16 protein-coding genes are annotated in these 19,660 nt (G+C 74.9%); all 16 read right to left on the bottom strand.

Annotated elements, in window-relative coordinates; all coding sequences use genetic code 11:
- Nucleotides 1–31: 31 nt before the first annotated feature.
- Nucleotides 32–1,696 carry an energy-dependent translational throttle protein EttA gene (gene ettA / locus AB0L25_RS32295; RefSeq protein ID WP_500176531.1) on the bottom strand — a complete coding sequence of 555 codons (1,665 nt, stop codon included), beginning with the start codon at nt 1,694–1,696 and terminating at the stop codon, nt 32–34.
- A gap of 100 nt (nt 1,697–1,796) precedes the next feature.
- Entirely contained in the window at nt 1,797–3,083 is a 1,287-nt protein-coding gene (locus tag AB0L25_RS32290) for a GGDEF domain-containing protein (RefSeq protein WP_500176530.1), read from the bottom strand.
- 344 nt (nt 3,084–3,427) lie between these two features.
- Nucleotides 3,428–3,826: a single-stranded DNA-binding protein gene (locus AB0L25_RS32285; RefSeq protein WP_500176529.1), complete on the bottom strand. Its 399-nt coding sequence runs from the start codon at nt 3,824–3,826 to the stop codon at nt 3,428–3,430.
- Between the two features lie 170 nt (nt 3,827–3,996).
- Nucleotides 3,997–5,697 (bottom strand): P-loop NTPase family protein, encoded by a 1,701-nt coding sequence (locus AB0L25_RS32280; RefSeq protein WP_500176528.1) that lies wholly within the window; start codon nt 5,695–5,697, stop codon nt 3,997–3,999.
- Nucleotides 5,694–7,718 carry a GTPase family protein gene (locus AB0L25_RS32275; RefSeq protein WP_500176527.1) on the bottom strand — a complete coding sequence of 675 codons (2,025 nt, stop codon included), beginning with the start codon at nt 7,716–7,718 and terminating at the stop codon, nt 5,694–5,696. Before AB0L25_RS32275 ends, AB0L25_RS32280 begins: the two co-directional genes overlap by 4 nt.
- Nucleotides 7,715–8,977 (bottom strand): uroporphyrinogen-III C-methyltransferase, encoded by a 1,263-nt coding sequence (gene cobA / locus AB0L25_RS32270; RefSeq protein ID WP_500176526.1) that lies wholly within the window; start codon nt 8,975–8,977, stop codon nt 7,715–7,717. Before cobA ends, AB0L25_RS32275 begins: the two co-directional genes overlap by 4 nt.
- 150 nt (nt 8,978–9,127) lie before the next feature.
- The gene (cobT, locus tag AB0L25_RS32265) at nt 9,128–10,930 is read right to left on the bottom strand and encodes a nicotinate-nucleotide--dimethylbenzimidazole phosphoribosyltransferase (RefSeq protein ID WP_500176525.1); all 1,803 of its coding nucleotides are present in this window, start codon (nt 10,928–10,930) and stop codon (nt 9,128–9,130) included.
- Nucleotides 10,914–11,936: an Rv2231c family histidinol phosphate aminotransferase CobC gene (gene cobC / locus AB0L25_RS32260; RefSeq protein ID WP_500176546.1), complete on the bottom strand. Its 1,023-nt coding sequence runs from the start codon at nt 11,934–11,936 to the stop codon at nt 10,914–10,916. The genes cobT and cobC overlap by 17 nt, the downstream gene beginning before the upstream one ends.
- A gap of 8 nt (nt 11,937–11,944) precedes the next feature.
- Nucleotides 11,945–12,538: a precorrin-8X methylmutase gene (locus AB0L25_RS32255; protein ID WP_500176524.1), complete on the bottom strand. Its 594-nt coding sequence runs from the start codon at nt 12,536–12,538 to the stop codon at nt 11,945–11,947.
- A 17-nt stretch (nt 12,539–12,555) separates the two neighbouring features.
- Entirely contained in the window at nt 12,556–13,062 is a 507-nt protein-coding gene (locus AB0L25_RS32250) for a cobalamin biosynthesis protein (protein ID WP_500176523.1), read from the bottom strand.
- A gap of 20 nt (nt 13,063–13,082) precedes the next feature.
- A complete protein-coding gene (locus AB0L25_RS32245) occupies nt 13,083–14,135 on the bottom strand; it encodes a hypothetical protein (RefSeq protein ID WP_500176522.1) in 1,053 nt (350 codons plus the stop codon).
- Between the two features lie 2 nt (nt 14,136–14,137).
- The gene (locus tag AB0L25_RS32240) at nt 14,138–14,581 is read right to left on the bottom strand and encodes a hypothetical protein (RefSeq protein WP_500176521.1); all 444 of its coding nucleotides are present in this window, start codon (nt 14,579–14,581) and stop codon (nt 14,138–14,140) included.
- Entirely contained in the window at nt 14,578–15,510 is a 933-nt protein-coding gene (locus AB0L25_RS32235) for a GNAT family N-acetyltransferase (RefSeq protein WP_500176520.1), read from the bottom strand. Before AB0L25_RS32235 ends, AB0L25_RS32240 begins: the two co-directional genes overlap by 4 nt.
- On the bottom strand, nt 15,507–16,871 hold the full coding sequence (locus AB0L25_RS32230) for a cobyrinic acid a,c-diamide synthase CobB (protein WP_500176545.1): 1,365 nt from the start codon (nt 16,869–16,871) through the stop codon (nt 15,507–15,509). Before AB0L25_RS32230 ends, AB0L25_RS32235 begins: the two co-directional genes overlap by 4 nt.
- A gap of 11 nt (nt 16,872–16,882) precedes the next feature.
- Nucleotides 16,883–17,497 carry a cob(I)yrinic acid a,c-diamide adenosyltransferase gene (gene cobO, locus AB0L25_RS32225; protein WP_500176519.1) on the bottom strand — a complete coding sequence of 205 codons (615 nt, stop codon included), beginning with the start codon at nt 17,495–17,497 and terminating at the stop codon, nt 16,883–16,885.
- A 59-nt stretch (nt 17,498–17,556) separates the two neighbouring features.
- Nucleotides 17,557–19,611 carry a putative cobaltochelatase gene (locus AB0L25_RS32220; protein ID WP_500176518.1) on the bottom strand — a complete coding sequence of 685 codons (2,055 nt, stop codon included), beginning with the start codon at nt 19,609–19,611 and terminating at the stop codon, nt 17,557–17,559.
- Nucleotides 19,612–19,660 lie beyond the last annotated feature (49 nt).

Genomic DNA, 19,660 nt, shown 5'->3' with positions numbered 1-19,660 from the left:
GCACGCGCGGCGGCGACCGTCCGGAAGACCGCTAGTCCCGCGTCAGCTTGCGGTGCGTGACGCGGTGCGGGCGCGCGGCGTCGGCGCCGAGCCGCTCGATCTTGTTCTTCTCGTAGTCGGCGAAGTTGCCCTCGAACCAGAACCAGCTCGAACCGCCCTCCCACGCCAGGATGTGCGTGGCGATGCGGTCGAGGAACCACCGGTCGTGCGAGGTGATCACGGCGCAGCCGGGGAACTCCAGCAGCGCGTTCTCCAGGCTCGACAGGGTCTCGGTGTCGAGGTCGTTGGTCGGCTCGTCCAGCAGCAGGACGTTGCCGCCCTGCTTCAGCGTCAGCGCCAGGTTCAGCCGGTTGCGCTCGCCGCCCGACAGGACGCCCGACGGCTTCTGCTGGTCGGGGCCCTTGAAGCCGAACGCCGCGACGTACGCGCGGGACGGCATCTCGACCTGGCCGACGTTGATGTGGTCGAGCCCGTCCGACACGACCTCCCACACGGTCTTCTTCGGGTCGATGCCGCCGCGCCCCTGGTCGACGTAGGAGACCTGGACGGTCTCGCCGAGCCGCAGGTCGCCGCCGTCCGGCTTCTCCTCACCGACGATCATCCGGAACAGCGTGGTCTTGCCGACGCCGTTCGGGCCGATGATGCCGACGATGCCGTTCGGCGGCAGGTTGAACGTCAGCCCGTCCATCAGGACCCGGTCGCCGAAGCCCTTGGTCAGCTTGTCGGACACGATCACCGTGTTGCCGAGCCGCGGACCCGGCGGGATCTGGATCTCCTCGAAGTCCAGCTTGCGGGTCTTGGCGGCCTCAGCGGCCATCTCCTCGTACCGCTCCAGACGCGCCTTGCTCTTCGTCTGCCGCGCCTTCGGGTTCGAGCGGACCCACTCCAGTTCGTCCTGCAGGCGCTTCTTGCGCTTGGCGTCCTTGTTGCCCTCGACCTTGAGCCGCTCCTGCTTCTTCTCCAGGTAGACGGAGTAGTTGCCCTCGTACGGGTAGCAGCGGCCCCGGTCGAGCTCCAGAATCCAGGTCGCGACGTTGTCCAGGAAGTACCGGTCGTGGGTGACGGCGAGGACGGTGCCCTCGTACTTCGCGAGGAACTGCTCGAGCCACTGCACGCTCTCGGCGTCCAGGTGGTTGGTGGGCTCGTCCAGCAGCAGCAGGTCGGGGGCCTCCAGCAGGAGCTTGCACAGCGCGACCCGGCGCCGCTCACCACCCGACAGCTTCGTCACGTCGGCGTCCGGCGGCGGGCAGCGCAGCGCGTCCATCGCCTGCTCGAGCTGGCTGTCGAGGTCCCAGGCGTTGCGGTGGTCGAGCTGCTCCTGCAGCTTGCCCATCTCCGCCATGAGCTCGTCGGAGTAGTCCGTCGCCATCTCTTCGGCGATCTGGTTGAACCGGTCGAGCATCGCCTTCGTCTCGGCGACGCCCTCCTGGACGTTCTCCAGAACGTTCTTCTCCTCGTTGAGCGGCGGCTCCTGCTGCAGCATCCCCACCGTGAAGCCCGGCATGAGACGCGCGTCGCCGTTCGACGGCTGTTCCAGACCGGCCATCATCCGCAGCAGCGTCGACTTACCGGTGCCGTTCGGCCCCAGGACGCCGATCTTGGCGCCGGGCTGGAAATGCAGGGTGACGTCGTCCAGGACGACCTTGTCGCCATGTGCCTTGCGCACACGCTGCATCGTGTAGATGTACTCGGCCATATATTCAAGCCTAGAGGGTCCGCGGCACCGCTTGGTCTCACTCGCCGGACATCCCGCCCCCACCGACCCCCCGGGTGGCGGGGCGGCGGGGTGGGGCGGGTCAGGTTTCGGTGGTTCGGGGGCCTTCGAGGGCGGGGAGGCAGACGCGGTCGCGGCCGGACGACTTGGCGCGGTAGAGCGCGAGGTCGGCCGCCGCGAGGAGTTCGATCAGGTCCTCCCCGTGGGTGTCGAAGAGCGCGACGCCGATCGACACGGTGACCGTCACCGTGCCGTCCTCCGCGGGCACCGCGAGCCGCTTCATGCGGCCCCGCAGCCGTTCGGCCACGCGGCACGCCTCGACCGTGTCGGCGCCGGGGAGCAGGACCACGAACTCCTCGCCGCCGAACCGCCCCACCACGTCGTAGTCGCGCAGCTGGTGGCACAGCGTGCTCGCGACGGCGACGAGGACCTGGTCGCCGACCAGGTGGCCGTGGGTGTCGTTGACCCGCTTGAAATGGTCGATGTCGATCAGGAGCAGGGCCAGTCCCGCATGCGTCCGCTGGGCGCGGGACAGCTCGGTGTCGGCCTCCCGCTGCCAGGCCGCGGCGTTCAGCAGACCGGTCTTGGCGTCGGTCCGGGCCGCCGCCTGCAACTGCTGGTGCATCAGGCTGCGTTGCAGCAGCATCACCGGAGGCAGCGCCAGGAGCAGCAGCCACGGCGTCAGCGCCGCGGTCACCGCCACCAGGATGCCGACGCACAGCTCCACCACGTCCAGCAGGAGGCTCTCGCGCGTCCAGAGGACGTCGCGCCAGCGCCCCTGCGGGTTGGCGGCGTGGGCCGCGATCCCGACCAGGGCGGCGTTCACCACGGTGAACAGCGCCGCGCAGCCGACCGCCGCCGCGACCTCCGGGCACGCCTCCACCACCCACTGCGCGCCCGCGAGCGGATTCGGCACCACCTGGTGGAAGACGACCGACGCGCAGGCCCCCGCCAGGCCGTGGGCCGACGCCACCAGCACCCGCCGGTACACGAGCGTCCGCCGCACCCGGAACTGCAGCAGTGCCTGCAGCGGAATGGGCATCAGCAGCGCGTACACCGGCGGCAGGAGCAGCGCCACCGGCAGCCACCAGGCCGACAGCAGGTCCCGCGCGACCCCGGCCGGGATCCCGAGCCGGCGCGTCGCCTCGATGCACACCGCTCCGCAGGCCACCAGCGCCCCGAACGTCACCAGGTCGTCGGCGCGCCAGGAGGCGGTGACCACCCCCGCGACGAGGAGCGCCACATGGACGGCGACGACCGTGGGCACGTACACCACGAGCAGGGACGGACGTCCCGTGATCGCCCTGCGCCGGGGCCTGCGGGCCAGTTCCCCACCACGGTCCTCGGCTGACGACTGCACTGCCGTCATCCTTCCCCCTTACACGCATCACGTTGTGTAACACGATAGTTGCAAGGTGTGCGGAAGGGGCGTGAAACAGGTACCTTCGGTAGGGCACATGCGGCTGACCTTCGCGGGCACCCGCCGGCGGTCCCCGCGGAACGCGCGGCCCACATCCACCCAAAGGGGAAGGATCATGCGCGGCGTCTCCTGGATCTGACATCTCGCGCTCATCGAGTCGCCCACGGCCGTCGGACGCCCCGCCGGGCGCCGGACCGGTCTGCAACGTGACCGCCTCGGCCGCTCCGGGACGATCCCCGTATGCCTCACCTCCATGACTCGTTCGACGATCGACGGGCAGGCGGCGGCCGCGGTCAGGCGGCCCGGGGTTCTCGATCCGTGAGGGCCGCTCTTCGCATGGGGGTGAACTCGGCGGTGCCCCGGGAGAGGTCGTGCCCCAGGGTGGCCGCCTCGATGTCGACGGCGGTGCGCCACCGGCCGTCCCGCTCGTACTGGCGGACGCGGAGGCGGCCGGTGACGACGACGGGCGTGCCGCGACCGATCTGCGACGCCTGGACGTTGTCGGCGAGGGCGCGGCGGCAGATCGCGGTCATGAACTGGGTCTCCTGGTCGACCCACTCGCCGGTCTCCCGGTCGTAGCGGCGGGGCGTGCAGCCGATCCGCAGCGAGAGGAAAGGGGCGCCGCTCGCCGTGACCACGTACGCGGGGTCGGCGACGGCCCAGCCGATGACGGTGACGTGCGCTTCGTTCATGGTGCCCTCCGGTGTCCGCGTGGTGATTCCACGGTGACGCGGCGAAGGGACACCCGGAAGGAAAATCCGGGGCTGTGGATAACTTCGCGCGGACGGGCCGCCGCGGCCCGGAAAGGTCGCGTCGTCTCGTCCCGGTTCTCCGGATTCGCGCCGTCGCGGGTCCGTCCGCGCTACTTGCCGAGGGCCACGTCCACGTCGCGGCGGAAGTCGGCGTAGGCGCGCAGGTCGGCCTCGATGGGGTCGATGACCTTCTCCCGGGCGACCCGCTCGATGCCCTCGCGCATGTGGTCCTCCATCTTCTCGCCGTGCTTGGCCGATGAGAGGGCCACCAGGTTGCGGCAGGCCGAGGTGGTGAGGCGGCCCATGCCGAGGGTGCACAGGACGAGGACGGCGACGTAGGGGATCAGGCCCGCGTCGCCGAGGGGGCCGGGGGCGGTGGCGTCCATGACGCCGAAGCCGATGAGGACGGCGATCCACACGGCGCTGAGGGCCGCGACGAGCGCGAGGAAGTACTGCCAGGTCTTGACCAGCCACCACCAGCGCGGCACCTGGTTGAAGCTCGGCAGGGCGGCGCGGAGGGACTCGCCGAGGGCCTCGGGGATCTCCGCGGCGCGGGACCGGGCCGCCATCCGGACGGACCGGGCCCAGTGGACGGGCAGTTCGGCCGCGACGCCCTCCGCGACGCCGTGGAGCGCGACGTCCACGTCGCCCTGCTGGGCGCCGACGGGGCCGGTGAAGGCGCCGCGGAGTTCCTCGCGGAGCTCGGTGAGGCGCATCCGGCGGAGCGGGTCGGAGCGGAGGCGGGTGATCAGGGTCGTGACGGGCCAGTCGATGAAGTCGGCGGCGCGCAGCTCGTAGGCGCTCTCCATGGCCTCGGCGACGGCGGGGGCGCCCGCGGCGTCGCCGAACGCCTGGACGAGCTCGACGCGGCGGCCGTCGTCGATCGTGGTCGGGGGTTCGGCGTCGAGGCGGTGCTCGGCGAAGCGTTCGGCGATCCGGTCGATGTCGGTGGACAGCCGCTCGGTGCGGGCGCGGCGCGCGGCGACGGTGTCGACGAGGACCTCGCGGAAGCCCGTCACGCCGCCCTCGGCGACGGCGGACGACGTCACGATGCGGGGGTCGGCGAGCCCTTCGGCCTCCAGGAGGCGGCGCAGGTCGGCGACGCAGTCGTCGATCTCGGCGGGGCCGAGCCGGTCGACCTGGTTGAGGACGATCAGGGTGACGCCGGTGTGCCGGGCGAACGGGACGATGTAGTTGCGGTGCAGGGACGCGTCGGCGTACTTCTGCGGGTCGACGACCCAGACGAGCAGGTCGGCGACGGTGACGAACCGGTCGACCTCGGCGCGGTGCATCGCCTGGATCGAGTCGTGGTCGGGCAGGTCGAGCAGGACGAGTCCCTGCAGGGAGCCGTCGGCGCGGTCGGCGGCGCCGGCGCGGGCGAAGCGGTGCTTCTTGTCGACGTCGAGCCAGTCGAGGAGGGGGCCGGCGCCGTCGAGGCCCCAGACGCAGGCGTGCGCCTTGGACGTCATCGGGCGGCGCATGCCGGGGGGCGACAGTTCGAGGCCGCAGATGGCGTTGAACAGGGACGACTTGCCGCTGCCGGTGCCGCCCGCGAGGGTCACGACGGTGTGCTCCCCGGACAGCTTGAGCCGCTGCCCGGCGCGGTCGAGGAGGGCCCCGGCCTCCTCGAGGAGGGGCCGGTCGAGCCGTCCGGCGCCCGCCCGGACGAGCCGGTCGAGGCCGTCGAGGCGGTCGGTGAGGGCGGGCGCGGCGGCGGGCTCGGGGGGCACGGCGTCGGAGGCGACGGGGATCGGGCCGGTGCCGGCCGGGGAGCTCGCCGGTGAGTTCGCGGGGACGGCCGATGTCGTCATCGGGCAACCTCGAGGTTGTAGGTGGCCTGGTACAGCTGGACGGGGACGGTCTCGTCGGGGATGCCGACGGTGTCGAGGACCTGCCCGAACCGGATCGCCTCCTCGTCGAACAGCATCCCGATGCGGCTGCGCAGGTCGGCGCGGGCCTTGGCGCCCATCCCGCGGAGGGACTCGGCGCCGAACAGGGCCTTGAGCAGGCGCTGCGGGACGGCGCCGCCCTCGTCGTCGGCGGCGCCGTGGCCGAGCAGCCCGACGGTCAGGACGAGCGAGACCGCCTCGGTGTCGAACGAGACCAGCTTCGCGACCGAGCGCTTGGTGACGCCCTCGGTGCGGATGAGTTCCTGGACGTGGTCCTGCCAGGCGCTGACGGCCCGGGTGACGCGGCGGGCGAGTTCCGGGGAGACCGTGCCGATCTCGGCGGCGGGGCCGGACACGACAGGGCCGCCCGCGGGGTGCTCGCGCCACAGGGCGAGGACCTGTTCGGCACCGCGCTCGGCGGAGGCGATGATCGTCGATTCGAGGCTGCTGCGCAGGGCGGCCTTGAGCGCGCGCACACGGGTGGGGCTGCGGCGCCGCCGGTTCGAGCCGCGTCCCTTGCGCGCGCGCTGGACGTGCAGGGAGCGGAGCAGGTCGCCCGTCCCGGCGAAGTCCTGCCAGCGGGCGAGCGCCTCGCCGCGCAGGAGGGAGCCGTTGCGGGTGGCCTCGTCGAGTTCGGCGAGGGCGGTGCCGTAGCCGGTCTCGACGGCGCGGGCGAGTTCGGCGCGCTGCCCGGCCTGCGCCTCGACGTGCTCGCCGATCTCGGCGACGCGGTCGCGGATGCTGTCCAGGACGGCGGCGAGGGTGTCGCCGACGACGATCTCGCGGCCGGAGGTGTCGGCGGCGACGCCGGTGAGCCAGGCGCGGACGTCGGCGACGGCCTCCTCCGGCAGCCGGCTCTCCTCGATGCGGGTCTCGGGGACGGTGAACCGCCGCGCGTCGCCGAGGCCGTGCTCGTCCAGCATCTCGCCGAAGTGCTCGACGACCTCGGCGGCTCCGGCTCCCGCGGATCCCTGCGGGATGCGCGACAGGACGACGCCGACCGTGGCGCCGTTCTCCTTCGCGCGCTCGATCATCTGCCACACCATCGCGTCGGCGTACCGGGCGGCGGTGGTGACGCACAGCCACAGGTCGGCGGCCGCCATCAGCTTCGTGGCGAACTCGTAGTGGTCCTCGAAGACGGAGTCGAAGTCGGGGCTGTCGAGGAGGGCGAGGCCGGGCGGCAGCGCGTCGCTGGCGATGACGACGAGCTGGTCGCCGGCGATGGCGTCCGGCGCGGGGCCGCGGACGCGTCCCATGCCGGGCAGCAGCGGCCCCTCCAGGAACCAGTCGGCGTGGTCGGGGTGGCAGACCAGGATCGGGCTGCTGGTGGTGGGGCGGAGCACGCCGGTGGCGCTGACGCGGGACCCGACGAGCGTGTTGACCAGCGTCGATTTGCCCGCGCCGGTCGATCCGCCGAGGACCACCAGCAGCGGGGTGCCGGCCGCCTGGATGCGCGGGAGGACGTAGTCCTCGATCTGGGCGCGCAGTTCGTCGCGGAGCTCCTTCGCCGCGGCGGCGCCGGGCAGGTCGAGGACGAACTCGAACGCGCCGAGCCGCTCGCGGAGCGCGGTCAGCGCCTGGATCAGCTCGCCCTGCCGGACGGTCCCGGCGCCGTCGCGCGGGTCGCGCCGCGCGGGCCGCTCGGCGACCTCCGCCGCGGCCTTCTCGCCGTCCGCGTCTTCCTCGCGCGCGCTTTCCTCGCGCGGCTCTTCCCGGGCCGGGTCCTCCTTGCGCGCGTGCTTGCCCCTGGCCTTCTCCTTCCGGCTCGCGTCGTGCTCGGGGGCGGCGCCGGACGCGGCGTCCGGCTCGTCCCGGACGGCGGGCACGGCGCGTCCCTCGGACGCCGCCCGCGGCTCGGGCGCCGCGGGGTCCCGTTCGCCGGTACCCGGGCCGGTGCCCGCCTCCTCGTCGTGAACCGCGCTCTGCTCTGCGGGGGGTGTCACGGATCCCGTCCCATGTCGGCTGGAATGTCGGCTCGTTCGTCGGCTCGGATCATGTCGATCTCGCGTCCCACGGCCACCACGTCGCCCACCACGACGATCGCCGGGGGCCGGACGCCGGCGGCCGCCATCGCGTCCGCGACCGTGGCGAGGGTGGCCGTGACGGTCCGCTGGGCGGGCCGGGTGCCGTCCTGGATCACGGCGACCGGCGTGTCGGACGCTCGACCATAGCGCACGAGGGTCTCGGCGATGAGGGGCATCCGCTCGACCGCCATGAGCAGGACGAGCGTGCCGTGGGCGCGGCCGAGCGCCGCCCAGTCGACCGTGGAGTCGGGGTGGTCCGGCGCGACGTGCGCGGAGACAACGTGGAACTCCTGCGCGACGCCCCGGTGGGTGACCGGGATGCCCGCGGCCGAGGGCACGGCGACGGCGCTGGTGATCCCGGGGACGACCGTCACCGGGACGCCGTGCCGGGCGCAGTGCAGCGCCTCCTCGCCGCCGCGGCCGAACACGAACGGGTCGCCGCCCTTGAGCCGGACGACGAACCGGCCGCGTTTCGCCTGCTCGACGAGGTGGTCGTTGATGCGTTCCTGGGTGACCGTGCGCCCGTAGGGGATCTTCGCGGCGTCGATGACCTCGACGTCGTCGGGCAGCTCGTCGAGCAGTTCGGCGGGGGCGAGCCGGTCGGTGACGACGACGTCGGCCATCGCGAGCAGCTGCCGCCCGCGGACGGTGATCAGCCCCGGGTCGCCGGGGCCGCCGCCGACGAGCGCCACGCCCGCCGGCTTCGTGCGGGACTCCCGCGACTCGAGGGCGCCGTCGCGCAGGCCGTCCACGACGGCGTCGCGGATGCCGGCGGCGCGGCGCGGGTCGCCGCCGAGCAGCACCCCGACCGTCGCGTCGCCGGCGCGGCCGCTCGCGGGCGTCCAGGCGGGGGACGACTCGGCGTCGTCGGCCCGCACGGACCAGATCCGGGCGGCCTCGGCCTCGGCGACGACCTCGCCGTTGACCTTGGCGTCGTCGGTGACGGCCTGGACGAGCCAGGCGTCCGCGCAGTCGCCGGGGGCGTAGCGGCGGCGGTGCCAGACGACCCGGCCGTCGTCGATCAGCGCCTCCAGGGACGCGGTCACCTCGGGGGACACCAGCACGACCTCGGCTCCGGCCGCCAGCAGCGCGGGAACGCGGCGCTGGGCGACCCGTCCGCCGCCGACGACGACGACGCGTCGCCCGGCGAGTCGCAGGCCTAGCAGGTACGGGGGCACGTCGGGAAATCTCTCGCTCGTACGGTTGACTTGCGGGCGCCGGTGACCGACAAGTTTCTTCGTTCAACAACGTTACTCGGCTTGGGGAGTCCATGGAGAGGGGCTCCGGCGAGTCGATAGCCGAGCGTGACTCAGTCCGTGATCATGTCGTTACGGGGCCGCGTCCTTCCCGCTGACGCCCGCCGAATCGAAGGTGGCGACCTCGTGCAGCACCCGAACGGCGCCCTGGACCAGCGGCAGCGCGAGCAGAGCGCCGGTCCCCTCGCCGAGCCGCAACTCCAGGTCGACCAGCGGGCGCAGGCCCAGGCGCTCGATGGCGGCGGCGTGCCCGGGTTCGGCGGAGCGGTGCCCGGCGACGCAGGCGTGCAGGGCGTCCGGGCACAGCGCGGCCGCGGCGAGCGCGGCGGCCCCGGCGATCACGCCGTCCAGGACGACCGGGGCGCGCAGCGCGGCGCCGCCGAGGACGAACCCGGCGAGCGCGGCGTGCTCCAGGCCGCCGACCGCGGCCAGGACGTCCAGGGGGTCCCGGTCGCGGGCGCCGTCCAGCAGGCCGTGCCGGACGAGCGCCGCGCGGACGATCTCGACCTTGCGGGCGTGCGTGGCGTCGTCCACGCCCGTCCCCCGGCCGGTGACGCGCTCGGGCGGCAGGCCGGTGAACGCGGCGATCAGCGCGGCGGACGCGGTGGTGTTCGCGATGCCCATGTCGCCGGTGACCAGGCAGCGGGCGCCCGCGGACACCAGTTCGCGGGCCACCTCGATGCCGGTCTCGACGGCCCGGCGCACCTGCTCGCCGGTCATCGCGGGGCCCAGCGTCATGTCGGCGGTGCCGTGCGCGATCTTGCGGCGGAGCAGGCCGGGGGCGGCGTCCAGATCGGCGGCGACGCCGACGTCCACGACGCTGACCTCGGCGCCGACCTGCCCGGCGAACGCGTTGACGACCGCGCCGCCCGCGAGGAAGTTCGCGACCATCTGCGCGGTGACCTCCTGCGGCCAGGGGGTCACGCCCTGCGCGTGGACGCCGTGGTCGGCGGCGAACACCGCGACGGCGGCCGGTTCGGGCAGCGGCGGCGGGCAGTGCCCGGCGAGCCCGGCGAGCCGGACCGACACCTCCTCCAGCACGCCGAGGGACCCGGGCGGCTTGGTGAGGCGGGCCTGGTGCTCGCGGGCGTCGCGGATCGCGGCCTCGTCCGGCGGCGCGATCGCGGCGACCGTCTGCTCGATCATGTGCACGGTTTCCTTCCCGGGCAGCGCGCGCCGCCCGTACTCCTCCTCGTGGACGGCCCAGGCGAGGGGCCGGCGGCGCGCCCAGCCGGTCAGGTCGAGGACGGGCGCGGGCGGGAACCCGGTCACGTGCCCGACGCACAGGTAGGCGACGATCTCGACGTCGGCGGGCAGGCCGAGCTCGGCGGCCAGTTCGCGCTCGTCGAAGAAGCTGACCCAGCCGGCGGCGAGCCCTTCGGCGCGGGCGGCCAGCCACAGGTTCTGGACGGCGCAGGCCACCGAGTACTGGGCGGTGCTCGGCTGGGCGTGGCGGCCGAGCGGGTTGCGTCCGCCGCGCGTGGGGTCGCAGGTGACGACGATGTTCACCGGGGCCTCGCGGATGGCCTCGATCTTGAGCCCGTCGAAGCGGGCGGCGCGCGCGGGCGGCAGCGTGGCCGCGTAGCCGTCGCGTTGACGTTCGGCCAGGGCGCGGATGCGTTCGCGTTTGGCGGCGTCCCGGATGATGAGGAAGTCCCAGGGCTGGGTCAGCCCGACGGACGGCGCCCGGTGCGCGGCCTCCAGGACCCGGGTGAGGACGTCGTCGTCGATGGGGTCGGGCAGGAAGCCCTCCCGGACGTCGCGCCGTTCGGCGATGGCGCGGTGGACGGCTCGACGTTCGTCCGGCGCGAAGGCGTGCGCGAGATCGCCCGGTTCGGGGGTGCCCGGTTCGGGGCCGTCAGATGCCGAGCTCACCCATGACCTCCAGAAGCGCATCGTTGGACGTGCGGTCGCGGACGGCGATGCGGAGCCAGTCGGGGCCGAGTCCGGGGAACGTGTCGCCGCGCCTGACCGCGTAACCGCGTTGCCGTAGCAGTGCCCTGATGCCGAGGGCGTCCGGGATGCGGACGCAAAGGAACGACGCGCGCGCGCCGGGAACGACGTACAGGCCCCGTCCGGTGAGTTCGGCGGCCAGCCGGTCCCGTTCGGTCCCGAGTTCGACGGCCCATTTCTCGGCCTCCGCGACGGCCTCGGGCGCGGAGCACTCCTCGACGGCGACGAGCGCGGGCGTGGACACGGCCCACAGCGGCTGCGCCTCCGCCAGCCGGGCCACGAGACCGGGCGCGGCCAGCACGTACCCGGCGCGGAGCCCCGCCAGCCCCCACGTCTTGGTGAGCGACCGGATGACGACGACCCCGGCGGGCAGCCGCGCGGCGAGCGACTCGGGCTCGCCGGGCACGCAGTCCATGAACGCCTCGTCCACCACGACCGTCCGGCCGGGACGGGCGAGCGCCGCGACCGCCGCGGCGGGGTGCAGCACCGACGTCGGGTTCGTCGGGTTCCCGATCACGACGAGGTCGGCGGCGTGCGGCACCGCCGCGGGGTCGAGCACGAAGTCGGCGCCGAGCACGACGCGCTCGACGTCGTGCCCGGCCGCCCGCAGCGCGGCCTCCGGCTCGGTGAACTGCGGGTGCACCACGACGGCCCGTTCCGGTGCCAGCACCCGCGCGAGCAGCACGAACGCCTCGGCGGCGCCCGCCGTGAGCAGTACCTCCTCGACCGAGCGGCCGTGCCGCCGCGCCACCGCGCGGCGCGCCGCCCGCGGATCGGGGTAGGCGGCCAGGTCGGCGACCGACGCCCGGATCCGGTCGGCGAGCCACGCGGGCGGCATGCCGGTCCGCACGTTCACCGCGAAGTCGGCGAGGCCGTCCCCGATCTCGGCGTCCCCGTGGTGCCGCAGGTCGACGTCGCGTCCCGCCATGCCCGTGGTCACCGGCCCTCCTCGTGATACAGCAGGGCGTTGACGGCCGCGGCGGCGACCGCGGAGCCGCCCTTCTCGGACACGTTGCTGAGCTGCGGCAGCCCGCTCGCGCGCAGCGCCTCCTTCGCCTCGGCGGCGCCGACGAACCCGACCGGGACGCCGATGACCAGCGCCGGGCCGACCCGCCGGTCGATGATCTCGAAGATCGCCTCGGGCGCCGACCCGACGACCCACACCGCGCCGGGCCCCACGTCGGCGTACGCGAGCCGGACGGCCGCGGCCGGACGGGTGATGCCCGCGGCCCGCGACATCCGCGCGGCGGCCGGGTCGGCGGCGTGGCAGACGGTCTCCCGCGCGGTGATCCCGGCGGCGACCATGCCCTCGTCGGTCACGATCGGCGCGCCGGAGTGCAGCGCCTCCCAGCCGCGCCGGAGGGACTCCTCCTCGGTCACCAGGTCGACCGCGTACTCCAGGTCGGCGGTGGCGTGGATGACCCGCTCGGCGACCGCCCGCCACAGCGGCGGCATCGGGGACAGGTCGACACGGGACCGCAGGATCTCATACGACCGGATCTCCACCGGATGCGGCTGGCGTACGCTCACAGGAGCCTCCTGCTGGGTCACGGGCCATCCTCGCTGTCGCCGTCCCCGGGCGCGTGCCGCTCCGGGAGGAAGTACCAGGGTTTCACGGCTTCTGCCCCGTCATGCCGGGATGCGGGCACATGCCGGGATAGGCACGCCGCGTCCGGTTCGGCGGCCATCGCCAGGGCGGCGGTCGCACGCCCGGACGCGCGCTTGGGGACCGCGAGGCGGACGGGCCCGCCGCAGAGCGCGCGCGCCGCGTGCAGGGCCGCGGCCTCCGCGACGCTCGGCGTCCCCGCCCGCGAGCGCGCGACGTCTGACGGGTTCGGCACCGTGACCTGCGCCAGCACGGGCACAGGGTAGGCGACGAGCGGCAGGCCGCGGTCTCGTGCAGCGGCGCGGACGGCGGGCTCGCCGCCCCGCCCCTCGGCGGTCGCGGCGCACCAGACGGCGTCCGGGCGCACGCCCGCCTCCCGCAGCACGGCGTCCAGCAGCGCGCCGACCTCGCCCGCACCGGCCGCCGTGGACACACCGACACCGATCACCGCAACATGCGTCGTACCGGTCACAACGGCGGCGTCCTCTCGACCGGACGCCCCGCTGGCGGGGCGGGCCGCACGGGTTCGGGAGCGCTGCGGCGCGCCCACACGATGGTCACGGGCGGGTACTGCGCCCCCGAGTCGGCGGCCCCCGAGTCGCTGGCCTGCGAACCCAGGCCCTGCGAACCCGCGACCTGCGAGTCGGTGGCCTGCGAGTCCGCCGCTCGCGAACCCGAGGCCAGCGAACCCAGGGCCCGCGGCGGGGCGAGCGGGGTTACGGCGAATGTGGCGGCGCGGGCGGTGAAGCCCGCGTCGGCCAGGGCGTCCACGATCTCCGGGGCGCGGCGCTCGTCCGCCGTCGCGACGAACCGGTCCAGGGCACGGGGCGCGCAGGCGCCGACGGCGGCGGGTTCCGCGTCGGCCAGGAAGACCGCGTCCGGGTCCGGGAGGTGGTCGAGGACGGACGGGAGCGCGCCGCGCGCCACCGCGACGCGCACGCGGCGGGCGCGGACGGCCGCGCGGATCCGCTCGCAGGACGCCGCGTCCGGGCCCACGGCGACGGCGGCCGCGCCGAACCGGGCGCACTCGGCCGCGACGGAGCCGTCGCCGGACCCGAGGTCCCACACCAGGTCGCCCGTGCGCGGGCCGAGCCGGGCGAGGACGAACGCCCTGGTCTCAGGCGCGAGGGCCGCGCCGTCGAAGCCGTCCAGCGCCCAGCCGTCCGGGCCGGGCGGGCGCGCGGTCCAGCCGGGGACGTCCGGCGAGCGGCGCTCGTCCAGGACGAGCACGACCTGCGGGGCGTTCCAGGGGCGCGTCGTCGCCTCGGCCGGACGGACGCGCACCACGCGTTCGTCCGGTCCGTCGAGGTCCTCGCAGACGACGAAGGTGCGCGGGGTCTGCGGGAACAGCGCGCGCGCCAGTTCCGCTGGGCCCGCGCCGGGAGCGGTCAGCACCGCGACCTTCGGGTGGGCGCGGCACGCGTTCACCGCGCGGCGCAGCTCGTGCGCCGACACGATCAACGCGTCCTCCCAGGGCAGACCGGCGCGCGCGCACGCGCGGACCACGAGGGATCCGTCCATGTTTACCGCGCCATGCGCCCGAACATGCCGACCATGCGCTGCCCCGAGGCGTCCACCAGCACCACCTGGGCCGCCACCGATCCGGCCCGGCGCTCCAGCTCGCCCGCGGTGCGGCGGCACAGCTCGCGGCCGCACGGCCCGAGCCGTCCGGCGGACTCCCACAGCTCGTAGGCGCGCCCCGGGTCGGCGGCGGCGACCTCGGCGGCGAGCGCGCCGCCGCCGTCGCCCGCCATGTCGGCGGTGATCTCGCCCAGCACCGGCCCGACGATGGCGGCCTGGTCGGCCATCCCGGCGACGAGGACGACCTGCCGGAGCCCGCGCCCGGCGGCCTCCCGCAGCGCGTCCAGGTCGACCGGCGCGAAGCAGCCGTCCGGCAGCTTCGGCAGCATCCTGCGCGCCGCGTCCTCCGCGCCGCCGCCGTACATCACCAGCGTCTCGTCGTTCATGCCCGTCCCTCCCCGTCGTGGGCGACGAGCCTCCCGGAGGGACGGTCCGCGGACGGACGCGGCGCGCCGGGGAACGGCGGATCGATCAGCACGTCGGGGCGCGCCGCCGCGACGCCGCGCGCCGCGTCCCGGAAGACGTCCGGGTCGCCGAGCGCGAACGCGACCGTGCGGGCGCCGTCGTCCAGGGCGGCGAGCACGGCGGCGGCGGGGTCGCCGTCCACGCGCCGGAGCCGGGTCGTGTGCGCGCGCACGGGAGCGTCGGGCGCGTCGGCGACGAGCACGGCGTCGGCCTCGTGCAGCAGCCGCAGCGCCCGGACGGTGACCAGGTCGGGATCGCCCGGGCCGACGTCCACGGGCACGAGCCGCGCGGGACGCTCGTCCCGCAGGTCGGGCGCGATGCGGCTGAACACGAACATGTCCCGGTTGGCGCCGTCGTCGACCTCGGCGCCGCGCGCGCGTCCCTCCCGCCAGAACCGGGCCTTCTCCGCCACCCGGATGGACGGCGCGTTGCTGACGAGGGCGCGCAGCTCCACCCGGTACAGGCCGCAGTCTTGCAGCGCCCAGTCCGAGACCAGGCGAAGTGCCTCGGTCGCGTACCCCTTCCCGCGCGCGCTTGGCCGCATCCCGTATCCGACCTCGCAGGTGCCCTGCGTCCAGTCGACCTTGAACAGCCCGATCGTCCCGAGGAGTCCGCCGTCCCCGGCGGTGATCGCCAGGTGGATGCCGAGGCCGTACTGCTGGACCTTGTGAATGCCCTCCCGCAGGAACCACGCGATCGTCTCGGCGTTGAGCGCGGTGGGGAAGTTGGGCGGGAGCCAGTCCTCCCGGGCGCGGATCACCTCGATGAGCTGCGCCGCGTCGTCCAGGCCGAACGGGCGCAGGACGAGCCGCTCCCCCTCCAGGCGCACATTTCCCTCGAAGGCGTTCAACCGCGCTCCCTACCGCAGGCGTGGACCAGTCTGCTCGCGAACCGGGGCGACCCGGCCCAGTGCAGGTGGAGGTAGGACGCGACACAGTCGCCCTGCACGAACCCCGCCGGGCCGGACGTGGACCACTGCCAGGCGGCCGTGTCCCCGTGGACGGGATCCGTCACCGTGCGGTGGAACTCGTGACCGTGCACCCGCTCGCCCGCCCGGGCGACGACGGAGTCGGCCACCGCCACGGCGGCACGATAGCCCAGCGTCAGGCGCGGGGCCATGGCCGCTTTAACACCGTCCAAGACGCCGCACATCGGCGCACCGTCCAGCTCCTGCGCGAGGTAAAGGAGCCCCGCGCACTCGGCGTAGACGGGACGTCCCGAACCGGCGAACGCCGCCAGCTCCGCGCGCAGCCGCTCGTTCGCGGCCAGTTCCGCCGCGTACACCTCGGGGAACCCGCCGCCCACGACCACGCCGCGCGTGCCCTCCGGCAGCGCCTCGTCCCGCAGTGGGTCGAACCGGACGACCTCCGCGCCCGCGGCCGCCAGCAGCTCCTCGTTCTCCGCGTACCCGAACGTGAACGCCGCTCCCCCGGCCACCGCGATCCGCGGCCGTCCCCCGCCCGCGTTCCCGGCCACCCCGGTCTCCGCGGCCGGGTCCCAGGGCTCGGCCGCGAGCGGCGGGGCCGACCGCGCCAGCGCCTCCAGGGCCTCGAGGTCGCACGACGCCGCGACCAGCTCCCCCAGCCGCCGCACGCTCGCGACCGCGTCGGCGTCCCGCTCCGCGGCCGGGACCAGCCCCAGATGCCGGGACGGCGTCGCCGCGTCCGCGTGCCGCCGCAGCGCCCCGAGCACCGGCACGCCCAGGTCGTCGAGCGCGTCCCGGCACATCGCCTCGTGCGCGTCCGACCCGAGCCGGTTGAGGATCACGCCCCCGACCCGCACCGGCCCGAACGACCGGAAGCCGTGGACGAGCGCCGCGACGGACCGCCCGGCCGCCGCCGAGGCGTCCACGACGAGCACCACGGGCGCGTCCAGCAGCGCCGCCACGTGCGCCGTCGACGCGAAGTCGCCGCCGCCGAAGTCCCCGCCGCCCGTCCGCCCGTCGTACAGGCCCATCACGCCCTCGACGACCGCGATGCCGGCCCCCGCCGCCCCGTGCAGGAACAGCGGCACGACCCGCTCCTCCCCGGCGAGCCACGGGTCCAGGTTCCGGCCCGGCCGCCCGGTGGCCAGCGCGTGGTAGCCCGGGTCGATGTAGTCGGGCCCCACCTTGTGCGGCGAGACGGCCGCGCCCCGGCCCGCGAACGCCGCCATCAGCCCGGTCGCGACCGTCGTCTTGCCGCTTCCGGACGCCGGCGCCGCGATCACCAGCCGCGGAACGTTCACCACTCGATGCCCTTCTGCCCCTTCTGCCCGCGATCCATCGGATGCCGGACCTTGCCCATCTCCGTCACCAGATCGGCGAACTCGACCAGCCGCGGATCGGCGTCCCGCCCGGTGATCACCACGTGCTGGTTGCCGGGCCGCTCCCGGAGCGCCGCCACGACGTCGTCGACGTCCACCCATCCCCATTTCATCGGGTAGGTGAACTCGTCCAGGACGTAAAGGCGGTACGTCTCGGCCTGCAGATCCCGCTTGATCTGCTCCCAGCCTTCACGCGCGTCCGCCGCGTGGTCGTCCTCGCTGCCCGGCCGCTGGATCCACGACCAGCCCTCGCCCATCTTGTGCCACACGACCGGGCCGCCCTCGCCCGTCTCCCCGTGCAGCCGCCCAAGCGCGCGCAGCGCGTTCTCTTCACCGATGCGCCACTTGGCGGACTTGACGAACTGGAACACCCCGATGGGCCACCCCTGGTTCCACGCCCGCAACGCCAGCCCGAACGCCGCCGTCGACTTTCCCTTGCCCGGCCCCGTATGCACCATCACCAGCGGCTGGTTGCGCCGCTGCCTCGTCGTGAGCCCGTCCTCCGGCACGTACTCCGGCTTCCCCTGCGGCATCCTCGATCCCTTCCACATCGTCAGAACTTCGCTCGCCTCGGCCGCCCCCGGCGGCCGGGTCAGGCGGCGGAGCGGGAGGCCCGGACCAGGCCGGCGAGCGAGTCGGCGGCCAGGTCGTCCAGCCGGACGACCTCGGCGGCGAGGCGCGCGCCGAGCGCCGCGGCCAGCCCCAGCCGCACCGGGCCGGACTCGCAGTCGACGACCACCGAGGCGACGCCGGCCAGCCGCGCCGCCGCGGCCGCCGGATCGGGACCGTGCGTCGCGCGGCCGTCGGTCACCACGACCAGGAGCGGGCGGCGGGCCGGGTCCCGGAGCCGCTCCACGCGCAGGACGTCCGCCGCGCGCAGCAGCCCGGCCGACAGCGGCGTCCGGCCGCCCGTGGGCAGCCGTTCGAGGCGGCGCGCCCCGGCCTCCACCGACGAGGTCGGCGGCAGCGCCACCTCGGCCGCGGAACCCCGGAACGTGATCAGCCCGACCTTGTCGCGCCGCTGGTAGGCGTCCAGCAGCAGGCTCAGGACCGCGCCCTTCACCGCCCGCATCCGGGCGCGCGCGGCCATCGAACCGCTCGCGTCGACGACGAACAGGACGAGGTTCCCCTCGCGCCCGTCCCGGACGGCCTCGCGCAGATCCCCCGACCGGACGATCAAGCCCGTGCCGTTCCGGCCACGCACGCTCTGGTGCGGGGCCGCAGCGCGGAGCGTCGCGGTCAAGTGCAGCCCGCGCGCGCCCGGACGCGCACCCGAGACCCGTCCGTACGGGCTGCGCGCCTTGGAACGCCGCCCCGGCGCGCCCGCACCGACACCGGGAACGGTGAACAGGCGCGGCTTGAACGCGGCGTCCGCCGGCGCGGGTTCGCTCTCGGTCGCCCCGCCCTTCCCGCCGGACGGCTCGGGCGCCGGAGGCGCGGCCCCGTTCGTCCCGTCCGACTCCACGGGCCCGTCCGGACGAGCGCCGCCACCACCGGGCCCGCCGTCATCGGGCCCGTCCGGGCCGTCGGGACCGTCCGGATCCTCCGGACCGTCGGAAGGCGCGGGGCCGCCGGGCGAACCGTCACGATCGTCCGTCTCCCCGGAAGCCTCGGGGGGCTCGGGGTCGGCGTGCTCGTCGAGGATCTCGTCCAGCTTGGCGGCGTCCAGGCCGGGCGCGTCGAACGGGTCGCGGCGGCGGCGGTGCGGCAGGGCGAGCCGCGCGGCGGTCCGCACGTCGTCGGCGGTGACGGACGGACGGTCGTGCCAGGCGGCGAGCGCGATCGCGGCGCGCGCGGTCACTAGGTCGGCGCGCAGCCCGTCGACCTCGAAGGACGCGCAGACGGCGGTGATCTGGCGGAGCGCGGCGTCGGTCAGCTCGACACCGGGCAGCCGGTCCCGCGCGGCCGCGATGCGAGCCGCGAGATCGGCCTCGGCCGCGGCCCACCCGGCCGCGAACCCGGCCGGATCGTCCTCGAAGCGGAGCCGCCGCCGGACGACCTCGGCCCGCTCGGCCGGGTCGCGGGTGGCGGCCACCTCCACGGTGAGGCCGAACCGGTCGAGGAGCTGCGGCCGCAGCTCCCCCTCCTCGGGGTTCATCGTGCCGACCAGCAGGAACCGCGCGGCGTGCCGCACCGACACGCCCTCCCGCTCGACGTGCGACTCGCCCATCGCGGCGGCGTCCAGCAGCAGGTCGACCAGATGGTCGTGCAGGAGGTTGACCTCGTCGACGTACAGCACGCCGCGGTGCGCGGCGGCGAGCAGGCCCGGCTCGAACGCCGTGACGCCCTCGGTCAGCGCCCGCTCGATGTCGAGGGAGCCGGTGAGGCGGTCCTCGGACGCGCCCACGGGCAGTTCGACCAGCCGGGCGGCCCGCGCATCGGCGCCCGCGCCGTGCGGTCCGTCCGGGCAGCCCGGGTCGGGGGCGTCCGGATCGCAGGAGAAGCGGCACCCGGGAACGGTCCGCACCGGTGGGAGCAGAGCGGCCAGCGCCCGGACGATCGTCGACTTGGCGGTGCCCTTCTCGCCCCGCACGAGGACGCCGCCGACACCGGGCGACACCGCGTTGATCAGGAGCGCGAGCTTGAGGTCGTCCATCCCGACGACGGCGGAGAACGGGTAGCCGGGGACCGGCGCGGCAGGGGGCATCGCGGGTTCGTCCTTCCTCGGGTGTCCACGCCCGATGGCGGTGCTGTCC

This window comes from Spirillospora sp. NPDC052242 (assembly GCF_040679555.1).
Classification (GTDB): Bacteria; Actinomycetota; Actinomycetes; order Streptosporangiales; family Streptosporangiaceae; genus Spirillospora.
This window is presented reverse-complemented; position numbering and strand designations above follow the sequence as displayed.

Bases quoted from the DNA above. Each gene is read 5' to 3' on its own strand.
- ettA (WP_500176531.1), bottom strand. From the start codon at position 1,696: ATGGCCGAGTACATCTACACGATGCAGCGTGTGCGCAAGGCACATGGC.
- AB0L25_RS32290 (WP_500176530.1), bottom strand. From the start codon at position 3,083: ATGACGGCAGTGCAGTCGTCAGCCGAGGACCGTGGTGGGGAACTGGCC.
- AB0L25_RS32285 (WP_500176529.1), bottom strand. From the start codon at position 3,826: ATGAACGAAGCGCACGTCACCGTCATCGGCTGGGCCGTCGCCGACCCC.
- AB0L25_RS32280 (WP_500176528.1), bottom strand. From the start codon at position 5,697: ATGACGACATCGGCCGTCCCCGCGAACTCACCGGCGAGCTCCCCGGCC.
- cobC (WP_500176546.1), bottom strand. From the start codon at position 11,936: ATGGCGGGACGCGACGTCGACCTGCGGCACCACGGGGACGCCGAGATC.
- AB0L25_RS32245 (WP_500176522.1), bottom strand. From the start codon at position 14,135: ATGGACGGATCCCTCGTGGTCCGCGCGTGCGCGCGCGCCGGTCTGCCC.
- AB0L25_RS32240 (WP_500176521.1), bottom strand. From the start codon at position 14,581: ATGAACGACGAGACGCTGGTGATGTACGGCGGCGGCGCGGAGGACGCG.
- cobO (WP_500176519.1), bottom strand. From the start codon at position 17,497: ATGCCGCAGGGGAAGCCGGAGTACGTGCCGGAGGACGGGCTCACGACG.
- AB0L25_RS32220 (WP_500176518.1), bottom strand. From the start codon at position 19,611: ATGCCCCCTGCCGCGCCGGTCCCCGGCTACCCGTTCTCCGCCGTCGTC.